The following is a 13005-nucleotide window of genomic DNA, read 5'->3' as shown; positions in this document are numbered from 1 at the left end:
GGTGTGGCGGCCTTTGTGCAGGTCATTGAAAAAGGCGATCCAGCCCCGGTCCGTGGTTTCTGCGATTACCGTACCGTTAGTCATATCAATGGCGAGCCAGGCATCCCCGCCGGGGCGTGGCATAGGCAGGTAGATTTCGTCGGCGGCCCATTCCGGTTCCCCGCGGGTGTGCAGCAAATCCATTTTCTGCGCCAGCCATTGCTGGACGGCGGTGGGCAGCTGGCCGCTCTTTTGCTCCGCAAGCTCGGATAACAGCTCGGCGGGTAGCTCACCCTGATGTTCGCGGATGACCGGATCGGCGCTGATCTGGCTGGCGTGGTTGAGGGTAATGCCGGTCAGGCTGAACAACACCAGGCTGATCAGGCAGATCGCAGAGGTCACCCAGTGCCACTGGTGGAGTTGTTTCAGCCAGAAGGCTTTGCGTTTTTTATTCACGGTGGAGCTCAGGTCATTCACAACAGAGGGAGAGATGTTAATGAGAATGGTTATGTTTAAATACTGCTATCTTCGTAAAGAATGTAATGACTGGCGGGTTGCCTGAATTCTGTTCAAAAAAAGCTGGCCTAGATAAATGATAATTCTTATCATTCGTGAATGAATGCCATTGCTCAAATTCCCGCACGCTTGCTGGTTATCGAAGATGATTCGGTACTCAGCGGCCATCTGCACGACTACTTTTCAGAGCGTCACTACCTGGTATCGCAGTGTTCGGATGGGCCTGCGGGCCTGGAGGCTGCGGCCTCCGGCGATTATGACCTGGTGTTGCTGGATATCCTGTTGCCGGGACTCAATGGGCTCGAGTTGCTTAACGCCCTGCGTCAGCAAAGCCCGGTGCCGGTGATTGTGGTGTCTGCGTTGGGCGATGAACAGGCGCGCATTCAAGGCCTCATCAACGGGGCGGATGATTACCTCCCCAAGCCGTTCAGCATGGCCGAATTGGCGGTGCGGGTGGATGCGGTGTTGCGCCGGGTGGCGCTGGAACGTGTCCGACCGGAAGACGAAGGGCTGGAATCCGTGGGCAAGCTGGTGCTGCGTGACCATGACCTGGTGGCGCTTTATCGGCACACGAATCTGGGCCTCACCAATACCGAATTCCGTTTGCTGCAAGTATTGCTGGAACATCGTGATACGGTGCTCAGTAAGCCGTTCCTCTACCAGGCGGTATTACACCGCGGTTGCGGTCGCCATGACCGTAGCCTGGATCTGCACATCAGTCATGTGCGGCGCAAGCTGCGCGATGCCGGCGCTCCGGAGTCCGCGGTGCGAACAGTCTGGGGACAGGGCTATACCCTGATCACCGACGCTCTGTGATGTTGAAACGCTATTCCCTTCTTTGGCGCCTGGCGCTGGTTCTGGTGGTTGTTGCGGTGACTACCATGGTGGCAGGCACGCGCATTACCGGTGTCCTGCGCGATGATGCCCAGCGGCTGAACCAGCAGGCGATTGCCATTATGCAAGGTTATGCGGCGGCGGCGGAGCAGGCCTGGTTGACCGGCGGCCAGGCAGGAGTCGATCAGTGGCTGGCGGACATGAGGAGCCGTGAAGCGGGTGATATCGCTGTTATCAGTGCCACAGACCAGTCGCTGAGCAGTGTTCCGTTGACCGAGCAGGAACGGGCCGGGTTGCGCTTTCAGCGTGGCGTGGATAGCCGCATGAGTTTTCGTTACGGCAAAAAGATGCCCTACCTGGGCGTGCCGTTTCCCGTCGCGCCGGAACAGGGCAGCTTGCTGATGCAGTTGCCTCCCCGTTTGCGCCCGGGCACCTACTGGCCATGGGTCGAAAATCTGCTGCTGGTGGGGATGCCCACGTTGTCTGCGTTCCTGCTGGGTGGGCTGTTGTTCTGGCGTGCTCGTGTGCCCTTGAAAGCCCTGCAGGCGCAAGTGCTGGGCTTCAAGGATGATACCCAGGCACGTGTGACCGGCCCGCTGGCAACACGCGGGGATGAGTTCGGGGAGCTGGCCCGCAGTTTCAATCATATGGCGGAACAGGTGTCCGGGATGCTGGATACCCAGCGCCAGCTGCTCAATGACATGTCCCATGAATTGCGCACCCCCTTGAGTCGTTTGTCCGTGGCACTGGAAAGTGACATGAGCGAGGCCGAACTGCGTCAGCGGGTGGACCAGGAGCTGCACCACATGCGCACCCTGGTCGATGACACCCTGGCGCTGGGGTGGCAGGACACCGACACCGGCACCTCCGGCCTGGAATCTCTGTCGCTAACGGCGCTGTGGGACATGATTGTTGAAAATGCGGCGTTTGAAAGCGGCTGGGACAAGCGTCGTTTCCCCTGCGCGCTGCCGGACGATGCGTTGGTGTACGGCAACCTGAATGTGTTGGCCCAGGTGTTTGAGAACCTGGTCCGCAATGCCATTCGCCATTCCCCGGAGCAGGGGACCGTGCAATTGCTTGGGCAATGGGAAGAGGGAACCTGGCACCTGCAGGTAGTGGATCAGGGGCCGGGGGTGCCGGACGACAAGCTCGACCGAATCTTTGCCCCCTTTGTCCGTCTGGACGCCGCTCGGGCTGACCGTAGCGGCTTCGGGCTGGGATTGAGCATTGCCCGGCGTGCGGTGGAGCGGCTGGGCGGTGAACTGTGGGCACACAACGGCACCCCTGGCCTGTGTGTGCATTTGCGCCTGCCCGCCCCGCCACTTGTATAAATTGTAAATCTCCTTTCGTTACAAATAAGAATCAATATCATTCCGTTTCGTGAAGTGGATTCATTACTGCTTCCCGGGCCTTGTATGGCCTGTTTTCCGGGGGATCTGCATCGATTCTTCGCCGCTGGCCTGCCGGGCCGCGCGGTGAAAGGGGGCGGTTTGCACTCCGGTTTGATGTTGTTGCTTACCTTTGAGGAGTAAAGACCATGGGAATGCGTTTGGGGACTTTGGCGTTGGCACTGGCGGCTGCCAGTGGCGCCGGTTGGGCAGACGATGAGGTGCACGAGCTGGGGCAAGTGTCAGTCACGGCGGGTGGTTATGTTCAGCAGGTGGAAGATGCGCCGGCGTCGATCAGTGTGATTGACCGGGAGCAGATCGAAGAGCGCTTCTACCAGGACACCACGGACGCCTTGCGTGATGTCCCGGGCGTGATTGTCACCGGTGGTGGTTCCGGTGATCGCGGTAACGATATCGTGATTCGCGGCATGCCGTCCTCGTACACCCTGATCATGGTCGACGGCAAGCCGGTGTCCACCCGGGAAAGCCGTCCCAACGGCAGCGCCGGGTTCGAGCAGAGCTGGCTGCCGCCGCTGCAGAGCATTGAGCGTATCGAAGTGGTGCGTGGTCCCATGTCCACCCTGTATGGCTCTGATGCCATGGGCGGGGTGGTCAACATTATTACCCGCAAGGTTGAGAAAGAGTGGGGCGGTTCTGTACAGCTGGACGCCATCATCCAGGATGATTCGCGCTCCGGCGATAGCCAGCAGGGCAACTTCAGCCTGAGCGGCCCCTTGAAAGAAGACCTGCTCGGCCTGCAAGTCTATGGCGGTTTTTATAATCGCCAGGAAGACCTGTTTGTGGATGGCTACGAACAGAAAGACCTGCGCAACCTGACTGCGAAATTAAGCCTGACGCCCACGGATAATCATGATTTCTCCGTGGAGGCGACCCGTACCCAGGACAGCCGCCAGGGGCTGATGGGGCGTAGCGCTGCGTCCACCGGTTGTCGCGGTGGCTGTACCGACAGCTTTAGTGACCATAACCGTGAATCTTTCGCGCTGACCCACACTGGCCGCTGGGCTATCGGTACCTCCGATACCTATGTGCAGCGTGAAAAGGCGGAAAACGAAAGCCGCGAAATGACCATCACCAATACCAATGCCAAGACGGCGCTGGTGATGCCCATGGGTAATCATATGGTGACGGTAGGCGCCGATTTCACGGAAGAGAAGCTGGACGACAAAACCTCCAACCGGATCTCCGATCGCACTAACATTGAGTCATCCAAGTACGCCCTGTTTGCGGAAGATGAGTGGATGCTGACTGATACTTTCTCGGTCACTGCGGGGGCCCGCATGGATGATGATGAGAATTTCGGCACCCATGTTAGTCCGCGCCTGTATGGTGTGTGGGGATTCAGCCCGCGATGGACTGTGAAGGGGGGTGTCTCCAGCGGTTTCCGCTCTCCGTCGCTGCGTGAACTAACGCCGGATTGGGGGCAGGTAAGCCGTGGCGGTAACATCTATGGTAACCCGGACCTGGAACCGGAAACCTCGATTAACCAGGAGTTGGGCCTGTACTTCAACGCTGGCCGGGCGCTGATGGCTAACGTGACCGTGTTCCATAACGACTTCAAGGACAAGATTACCCGTATTACCTGCCCCATCAGCATCTGCCCGGACGGTCCGAACCAGTTCGGTTCCGATCCTACCTACCGGGTAAATGTGGATGAAGCGGAAACCCAGGGGGTGGAAGCGGCGTTGTCCACCACGTTGGCGCGGGTGGTGTCCATCAACCTGAGCTATACCTATACCGATTCCGAACAGAAATCCGGGGAATACAAAGGCGAGCCGTTGACTCAGCTGCCGGAACATCTGGCCAGCCTGAACGTGGACTGGCAAGCGACAGATACCGTGTCGCCCTGGGCGACGGTGCGCTATCGCGGCGAGGAAAGCCAGCCGACCACGGGGCCGTCCAGCAGCGCTATTATTGCGCCGTCGAATACGCTGGTGGATGCGGGGGTTGGTTTTCAGCTGACACCGCAGACCAAACTCAACACAGGCATTTATAACCTGGCCGACAAGGAAATCTTCTATGAAGAATACGGCTATGTGGAAGATGGCCGACGTTACTGGTTGGGTGTGGTAACCAACTTCTGAGGTCCGCCTGAGGCATTAGTACCTTATAGAAACAACAACGCCGGCAAATGCCGGCGTTGTGCGTTTTGCTGCGCTCAGGGTTACATTTTTTCCTGAATGCGCGTGCGGAAGTCCGCATCGTATTGGGCCAGTTGGGCAATCTGGTTATAGGTGCGCAATTCCAGGCCACTGTCCTTCACGGCTTCCACCATTTTTTCCTGTGCTTCCTTCTGCACTTTCATGGCTTCTTCAGGCTTGTCTTTTTTGGCCTGCAGTTCCTTGGCATATTTCTGCTGGATGCCGGACATGTCCTTCTGCGCATCGGCAAACGCATCTAGCTGTTTGTCACTGAACTCAGATGCCTTGGGCAGCTGCTGCATTTGCTGTTGCTGCATCTGTTGCTGCTGCTGGGCCTGCGGGGTTTGTGACGCGGGTGCACCGGGTTGCTGTGCGGCTACCGTGCCAGTGAAGGTGGCGGAAATCATCAGGGCGCCGAGCGCCATCATCCGTTTGCTCATGCTTCATCTCCTTGTCAATCGCCCCGAAACTGCCGGGGATTACGGTGTTACCGGAAAATGGCCGAAGCCAAATTACGGCGGCACTGGAAACTCCGACCGCCGTCAGCGTGTAAGTTCGGCCTGAAATGTTAAATCGTGATTCACAGTGAAGCAGTTCGCGTATGCGGTGTGGATCCAGCGCGCTGTTGAGTTCAGACAGTGCTTTCAATTCAGGCGGTTAATCGTTTCAATAAGGGGCAGGAGCGCTACGAATCTGAGACTAGCGGTCTATAACAATCATAACGAGGAGAGCAGGATGCTGAGTTCATTCCCTTTGTCTGCCCGCAACATCGCGCGTGGTGCAGTGTCAGTCGGATTGCTGGCAGGCGCCGTGGCGGTGCAGGCTGAAATGTATGCTGGGGCCCAGGTCAACCTGATGAAAATTGATCGCGGTGCGGTCAGCGATGCGCAACTCAGCGCGCTGACGGTGCGTGGCGGCATGGTACTGCACGAACTGGTCAGCGCGGAACTGCGTCTGGGGGCCGGCTTGAGCGATGATTCCTATCGCAATATCGATGTGGAAAACGACTTTTTCTACGGCGCCTATGCGCGGTTGACCCCGCCTCTGGAAGGGCCGGTGCAGCCGTACCTGATCGGTGGGTATGGTTATGTGGAAAATGATATCAATGGGACCACCCAACGGGACGATGGCAGTTCTTACGGGGGCGGCATCGATCTGGGCGTGGGCCAGCACTCCACGCTGAATGTCGAGTATCTGCGCCTGGTCGACAACGATTTCGGCAAGCAGGAGCTGATCGGGTTGGGTCTTAATTACTCGTTCTGATGGCTTGCCACGGGGTGGGGCGACGGTGGCGGCCTGGGGCCGGCCCATGTCGCCCATATCCCGTTTTGTTATAAAAGTATCACCATATATTCCTTTATATTCTTCCGCGAATTCCTATCATGGCACCTCGACATTCCCGTTTGAGGTGCTGTAGATCATGGGTAGTGCACAGCTGATTACACGTTTTGGTGACAATACCGCCGGCCTCTCCAAAGAGGCGCTGGAGGAGCTGAACCGTGTTTATCGCCCGCTGAGCTTTGCGGAGCGCATTCGTCGTGTCTACGAGGATTTTCCGCCGGATCGCATCATGGTGACCTCGTCCTTTGCGGCCACCTCTGCGTACTTTCTGCACATTATTTCGACCATCCGTCCTGAGCAGCCGGTGCATTTTATCGATACCGGCTACCACTTTGCGGATACCTTGAAGTACCGGGATTATCTGGTCGAGAAATTCGGTCTGCAGGTAGTCGATGTGACACCGGACCCGGATCACCATCAGGTCTCCCAGGAAAACCGCATGTGGGAAACCGACCCGGATCTGTGCTGCCAGGTGAACAAGGTCAACCCGCTGGAAGAAGCCAAGGGAAACTATGATCTGTGGATTTCCAGCCTGATGGGGTGGCAGACCGAACACCGTGCCGGCCTGGAAGTGTTTGAAGAGCGCCGGGGCATGATCAAGTTCAACCCGATGATTGATGTCACCAAGGAAGAGCGTGACGCTTACATCAAGGAGCACGACCTGCCGTTCCACCCTCTGGTGGCGCAAGGGTTTGATTCCATCGGCTGCAGCCACTGCACCTTCAAGGGCGAAGGCCGTGAAGGGCGCTGGAAAGGCAACAAGAAAACCGAGTGCGGCATTCATATGTAACCGCTGGACGCCGGATGCCCGACGATGCACGCTTGCATTCAAAACCTGAAAACCTTGGCCGCCATGTTCTCTGCGCAAAATGCATTACCCGGTTATTGCCTGAATGATAGCCCTGACAATCCCTAAAAAGAGATGCTGCAATAACGACAACTCTGCGAAGAACCATAAAAAAAGCCCCGCCATGAGCGGGGCTTTTTATGGGAGTATCTGGAGAGCTTATGCAAGTGCTTTTACGCGGCGCTGTCCTTGCTGTAGCCATCCACATCACCGATCAGTCCGTCCATCTCTGCCAGAAACTCCCTGTTATCGTGGTCCCAGGGGTGGAAACCGGGTTTGAACCAATCCAGCCAGGGAATAATCACCCGCCGTAACCCGCCGGGTTTGAGCCACTGGAATTTGAATGACATCCACCAGTCTTTCAGGCTGAACAACTTGCCCGTTTTATACATATTGATCACATAGAACGGGTAAAACAGCGAGAAGAAAATTACCGTAGCCATCACCAGCCCGCTGGCGCGTAGTAACCAGGACTTGAAGCCCCGGCCGAAAACCGTGATGAAGACATCAAAGGCCACCGCCTTGTGTTCGGTTTCTTCCAGCGCATGCCAGTGCCACAGTTTCTGGTATTGCGGGTCAGAACCATCAATCAACTCGGGTTCGCGCAGTAACACATCTGCCAGGATCGCGGTGAGATGTTCCAGGGCGACAGTGGCGGAGAGCTGCATGGCATCGGGCAAGCGGTGAGAAATCAGATCCAGTAGCCGGGTGACAATGGCTTCCTGCTTGTCCACAGGCAGACCGGCCTTCACCATTTTCTGGTTGTAATCCTCATGTTCACGGCCGTGCATGGCTTCCTGGCCGATAAAATTACGGACGGCTTCCTGCAATTCAGGATCGTCGATCTGGTCGCGGTATTTGCGCACGCTATTGATGAAGAAGCGCTCGCCCTCCGGGAAAAACAGCGAGAGGGTGTTGAAGAACTGGGAGATGCCCGGGCCCTTGTCGTGCCAGTCGAGAACGGCGTTGTCCGGCACATGAAATTTCAGATTGCGGCGGACGGGCATGATGTGCATTTTCATTGTTATATCACCTTTATCCATGGTCCTGACGTCTACTAAACGCCTGTTGCCACTGAATTACAATTACACTGTGACAGTCAGATACGTAATTGAAACAATCAAGGGATAAACGGTAGGGCCGCAATGGGGGAGGCAGGACAGTGATGCGAATGGGGTGGCGGCTCTGGCTCAGTGCTGTGGTGTGTATGGTGGCAATCGCCAGTGCCTTTCATGTGTTTCTGCTGGATCGGGTGGGCGTGCCTGACAATGGACTTCGCGTGAGCGAGGTCACCAGGGAAGACGGTGGACTTGACTGGACAATCCGCCTTTATGACAGCGTGGGAAAAGGAAAGGGGCGGCGCCGCTGGCAGGCGGCAGGAGAGGGCTACCGCATTGATGTCCAGCGCCGTGGAGAGCATGGGTTCGCGCTGGATATTGCCTATCGGCCAGAGTCGCAAACGCGACATCACGTGCGCCAGCAGGTACGCCTGGCTGAAGGCCCCACTCTGGTGGCCGCCTTCGGTCAGGCTCAGGGTAGGGGTGAAACCCGCGTTATCATCGATCGGGTGAAATAACCCCCTGGGCGGGGGATGCCGTTCACTTGGACCTGAGGCCTTCGCGATGTAAACATCGCTTCCCTCAACTCCCTCAACTTTCGGGATTGCTGGAAAGTTATGCTGGCATGACGACGCTGTTGGCTCCGTGCGGCTTCTCTTAAGTGAACAGCATTACCCCTGGGAAGGGGCGTTTCCGGATGCCGTCTGTTCGTCGTGATTGTCGTTGTCTGGCGTCTTGTGGAGCATCACCACAACGCCGATCGCCGTTACCGTCAGTATGGCTGCACCAATGGCCGCATTGGCATGCAGCGCCAGATTGAAGCCGGTTTTGGCTGCCGCCATCAGCGGCTGAGCGACTTCTGCCGGCAGCTGGGCGGCGGCACCAATGGCTCCACCCAGTGTATCGCCTGCTGCCAGTGCCATCGTATCGGTTAGCCCTTTGGGCATGGCCGTCAACATGTGGCTGCGATAGAGCGCGGCACCAATACTGCCAATCACGGCAATGCCCAGTGCCATGCCCAGCTCGGTAGCCGTTTCCGACGTAGCGGAGGCGGCACCGGCTTTACGGGCCGGGGCAGCACTGACCACCATGTCCGTGCCGAGAATCATCATCGGCATCACCCCAATGCCCATGATGGTCATGCCTGCAATCAGCAAGGGAATGTGTGACGGGTTTTGTACCGGCAGCATGAGTAGCAGACCGATCGCCGCCATCACCAACCCGGCGCTGACCAGCTTCCAGTGGGGCAACCGCCCCGCCAGCCTTGGTACCAGTAACGAGGCGGCGGTTTGCAGCACGGCAGGCGGCAGCATCACCAGCCCGGACTCCAGCGGTGACAAATCCAGCACGCCTTGCAGGTACTGAAAGACCATCAGCCAGGCACCGGATAGCGCCAGGATGGTTAGCAGCATGGCGGCCACGGAGGTGCTGAAGGTGCGGTTGGCGAACAGCGCCATATCAAACATGGGATTAGGCAAGCGCTGCTGGCGGCGGACGAAAATCACCCCGACGAGCAATCCCGCCGCTATGGACAGCAGCGGGATCACCGCGATGCCGTTGCGCGCCATATCTTTCAGGCCATAAATCACGGCCAGTACCATGGCCACAGACAGCAGGGCGCTGGTCCAGTCCTGGGCGCCGGCTTCTTCATCCCGGAACTCTGGTAGCAACAGGGGGCCGCAGATCAGTAAGAGCACCATCACCGGCACGCCGAGCAGGAACACCGAACCCCACCAGAAAAATTCCAGCAATGCCCCGCCGACCAAGGGGCCGATGGCGCTGCCGACAATAAAACCGGTCATCCAGACGGTAATGGCCAGGGTGCGCTCACGCTCGACCTGGAACATGTTGCGCAGCAGCGACAGGGTGGACGGCATCAACGTGGCCCCGGCAATGCCGAGCAGGGCGCGGGTGGCAATCAGCATTTCTGCGCTGGTCGCAAAGGCTGCCATGGCAGAGGCAATACCAAAGGCGGTGGCACCGGTCAGCAGCAAGCGCCGCCGGCCAATACGGTCGCCCAGCGTGCCCATGGTCACCAGAAAGCCGGCGATCATGAAACCGTAGATATCCAGTATCCACAGCAGCTCCGCGCTGGTGGGCTGCAGGTCAGCGCTGAGATGCGGGGCGGCCAGATGTAGCACTGTCATATCCAGTGCCAGCAGTACGGTGGGCAGCATCAAAACAGCAAGCCCCAGCCACTCGCGGCGGGTGGCGGGTTGGTAAACGGTAGACATCATCTTTCCTCGTAGCAGGGGCTCCCTTGTCGTTCCGGGTGACGGTTTTTCGACACCGTGATGAGCGGAACGAAACAGCCGCAAAGCCTAAATCCTCAACCTGACTTGAGGTCAAGCGCTGGCAGTGTTCATGGGTGAGGCGTGGGGAGGCGAGTATATGACCTGCAAGTGAGAAATGGGTTTCATTTATCTGAAAAAGAAAATAACGCCTGCCTGTTGAGTGGGTGCAGCGATAAGTTTCACGGCAATGCGGTCTGACGCCATAGCGTAAAGCAGCATAAAAAAGGGCGCCAGATGGCGCCCCGAGCTCTCCCGATGAGTGTGTGGGGAATTACAGTCCCCGGTTTTTCAAACGGTTGGCGTGCTGACGAAAGACACTGGCCGGGTTGGTCTCAAAGGGGCTGGCCAGACCGGCCACCTGATTCACTTCATCAAGATGGTTCATACGGTAATCGTCTCGGATCACCAGGCCCAGGTGGCTGGAGCAGCTGGAAACCAGGCCGTCATTTTTTTCGCCCAGATAGAGCAGGGCAAGCAGGCCCATGCCGGCGTCGCTGATGTCTAACACGTTGGTCAGCGGTTTGGCGCCGGACCAGGAATAGTAGTTGACGCCGTTGCTGCCTTGCTCCGGGGCTTCGCCGCAGGCCTGTTGGGGAAGGCCTTCCGGGTAGTGGCTGTTGAATTCGCTGCTGCCCTTTGTGGAAAGGGAATACAACGCGGCCAGGGAATCCTGGTCGTATCCGCCGCCGGAAATCAGGTCGAGAAAGCCGACCGCCGCGTTGACGATATCACCCAGAAGTTCCGCGTTGAGCGGCAGGTTTTCCTGTACGCCCAGCAGGACATCGGCCATGCGTGCACCGGTGTGTGGCCCGGCTACAGAGGTGGCAGAGGCGACATACTGGGGGTAAACCGAGGCCACATAGCGTACCGTTGGGCCGCCATGGCTGTGCCCGATCAGGTTCACTTTCTGCGCGCCAGTGGCGGCGAGAATATCCTCGACCTGCCGGGCCAGCTGTTCGCCACGTATCTCGGTGCTGTTGGCGGCGGCAACCTGGGTCACATAGACTTCGGCACCGCTGCGTCGCAGTTCTTCCGGTATCCGGTACCAGTAGTTATAGCCAACAATATCGTCGAAACCGAATAAACCATGGCTGAGAACAATGGGATAACGGGTTTCGGTGTAGGTATCCTTGAATAGCCAGTCAAACCAGCCAGCCTGGGCTGGCATACTTATTGACAGGCTTAACAGGAATGCCATGGAGGTGAACGCTCTGGTGAGCGACTTGAAGGGTGTAGTCATTGTGCTTTACCTGGCTCGTTATTGTTATCGGCGGTACTGCCGTTTCTGCGCCGAGCGTTCCCTGGTCAGGGAGTGTGAACACCTTAAGGCAGATGAAATCAAAAGTTAACACTGGTGTTAATATTAATATGTTATAAGGGAATATTTCCCCGGTGTTAACTGTGCACGGTCTTTTCTGTCGGTAATTTTTATTGAAAACAGTGTCTTGTGGCGAGTTTGTGGCTATGTGGCGAAATGTCTGTACAGTAACATTAGTGTTAACAAGGGCGATTGGTGATGAATGAAGGAGTGGCGCAGCGCCGGGGGAGCGTGGCGGGCAACAGCAAGGCTGAAGCAACACGTGCGCGGATTTTGGCGGCGGGGCGCACGGTCTATGGCGAACAGGGCATGCATGGCACCACCGTGCAACGAATACTCAAGGAAGCGGGCATTTCCCGGCCGACCTTCTACAAGTATTTCGCCTCTGCGCCCGAGGTGGTTGATGAGATTGTGCAAAGCTGCAATGCAGAAGTGGAAGGCTTGTTTGTGAAAGTGTTTGCCCAGCCCCAGAAAGCCTTTTATGACTATCTGCCGATGGCCTTGAGTGGCTATTTGAACTGGGGGCGCTCACTGGGGCCATTGATGATTGCCCGTTTTCGGGAGCTGCATGATGTGTCTTCGCCGGTATCGCGTTACCGCGATGCGCATAACCAGCGCATTGTCATGATTCTCCACGAAGCCATGAAGGCCCATGGCCGGACACCGCCGGATGACCTGGCGTTAAAAACCCTGGTGCAGGGGATTGAGCATCTGGGATATCAGTTCTGTGCGGAAGCGGAACACACAGAGATGCCCCGTTATATCACCGTTATGGCCCGGCTGTGTGTGAGCATGCTGGGTCAGCGGGAAGACTGGGAGGCCATGTTGGCATCCCCGTTCTTCAGTCGGCTTATGGCGCTTGAGGACTAGGGAGTCTCTGAACAATTCCTTGCGTACTCAGCGAGGCCTGAAGGGTGCAGCTGTTGTGTTTTGTTGCGACGGACAGGGTGGTTCCCTTTCCTAGTGACAAAGCGCAGCAGATGGGCCCTTCAGGCCTCGCCCTACGGGTCTTCCAAGCTGGCCCGCACTCGTTGTTGCGCTTTTTTGATGGATGGACATATCTCGATCCCAGTTAGGGGACACCTTCAAAATCGCGCCCTCTGTGCCCCGAATGGGGTATAGATTGCGAGCCAGCCTGAAAGACTGAGCATGCAAGGAGTTGTTCAGAGACTCCCTAGACGCCCGATTATTGAAAGTATTACGACATGACATAAAAAGGAGAACATCATGTCACGTATCCAGGGGGCTCTTGCCCTGCTCGTTGTGTTACT

The 13005-nt window shown here is 57.3% G+C and carries 12 protein-coding genes; 7 read left to right on the top strand and 5 right to left on the bottom strand.

The genetic code is table 11. The annotated features are described in order from the left end of the window. Nucleotides 1-435 (bottom strand): PepSY-associated TM helix domain-containing protein (locus A3730_RS21155; protein WP_063538848.1); only part of this gene is annotated, 435 nt, incomplete at its 3' end. Between the two features lie 159 nt (nt 436-594). Between A3730_RS21155 and A3730_RS21150 the strand changes: the two genes are divergently transcribed. From A3730_RS21150 to A3730_RS21140, 3 genes are all read left to right on the top strand, one after another. After that, nucleotides 595-1311: a response regulator transcription factor gene (locus tag A3730_RS21150; protein ID WP_063520471.1), complete on the top strand. Its 717-nt coding sequence runs from the start codon at nt 595-597 to the stop codon at nt 1309-1311. Then, nucleotides 1311-2660, top strand: coding sequence for a sensor histidine kinase (locus tag A3730_RS21145; RefSeq protein ID WP_063520472.1), 1350 nt, complete (start codon nt 1311-1313; stop codon nt 2658-2660). Before A3730_RS21150 ends, A3730_RS21145 begins: the two co-directional genes overlap by 1 nt. 212 nt (nt 2661-2872) lie before the next feature. Next, nucleotides 2873-4819, top strand: a complete 1947-nt coding sequence (locus tag A3730_RS21140; protein WP_063520473.1) for a ligand-gated channel protein — start codon at nt 2873-2875, stop codon at nt 4817-4819. Nucleotides 4820-4899: 80 nt separating this feature from the next. Here A3730_RS21140 and A3730_RS21135 read toward each other — a convergent pair whose 3' ends face one another. After that, entirely contained in the window at nt 4900-5316 is a 417-nt protein-coding gene (locus A3730_RS21135; RefSeq protein WP_063520474.1) for a DUF4168 domain-containing protein, read from the bottom strand. 295 nt (nt 5317-5611) lie between these two features. Between A3730_RS21135 and A3730_RS21130 the strand changes: the two genes are divergently transcribed. Continuing rightward, nucleotides 5612-6139 (top strand): outer membrane beta-barrel protein, encoded by a 528-nt coding sequence (locus A3730_RS21130; protein WP_063520475.1) that lies wholly within the window; start codon nt 5612-5614, stop codon nt 6137-6139. Between the two features lie 157 nt (nt 6140-6296). Then, on the top strand, nt 6297-7007 hold the full coding sequence (locus A3730_RS21125; protein ID WP_063520476.1) for a phosphoadenylyl-sulfate reductase: 711 nt from the start codon (nt 6297-6299) through the stop codon (nt 7005-7007). A 230-nt stretch (nt 7008-7237) separates the two neighbouring features. Here the strand turns inward: A3730_RS21125 and A3730_RS21120 are convergent, their stop codons facing one another. Then, entirely contained in the window at nt 7238-8086 is an 849-nt protein-coding gene (locus A3730_RS21120; protein ID WP_063520477.1) for a metal-dependent hydrolase, read from the bottom strand. A gap of 149 nt (nt 8087-8235) precedes the next feature. Between A3730_RS21120 and A3730_RS21115 the strand changes: the two genes are divergently transcribed. Continuing rightward, a complete protein-coding gene (locus A3730_RS21115) occupies nt 8236-8640 on the top strand; it encodes a hypothetical protein (protein WP_063520478.1) in 405 nt (134 codons plus the stop codon). 153 nt (nt 8641-8793) lie between these two features. Here A3730_RS21115 and A3730_RS21110 read toward each other — a convergent pair whose 3' ends face one another. Together A3730_RS21110 and A3730_RS21105 are read right to left on the bottom strand one after the other, a co-directional pair. Next, complete coding sequence (locus A3730_RS21110; protein WP_063538846.1) at nt 8794-10359, bottom strand: MFS transporter; 1566 nt, start codon at nt 10357-10359, stop codon at nt 8794-8796. Nucleotides 10360-10687: 328 nt separating this feature from the next. After that, nucleotides 10688-11656, bottom strand: coding sequence for a triacylglycerol lipase (locus A3730_RS21105; RefSeq protein WP_197468484.1), 969 nt, complete (start codon nt 11654-11656; stop codon nt 10688-10690). Between the two features lie 276 nt (nt 11657-11932). On the opposite strand from A3730_RS21105, the gene A3730_RS21100 reads away from it, so the two are divergent. Then, on the top strand, nt 11933-12604 hold the full coding sequence (locus tag A3730_RS21100; RefSeq protein WP_063519045.1) for a TetR/AcrR family transcriptional regulator: 672 nt from the start codon (nt 11933-11935) through the stop codon (nt 12602-12604). Nucleotides 12605-13005 lie beyond the last annotated feature (401 nt).

The organism is Alcanivorax sp. HI0044 (genome assembly GCF_001634945.1).
The sequence above is the reverse complement of the archived record's forward strand: the minus strand, read 5'-3'. Positions and strand labels throughout refer to the sequence as shown.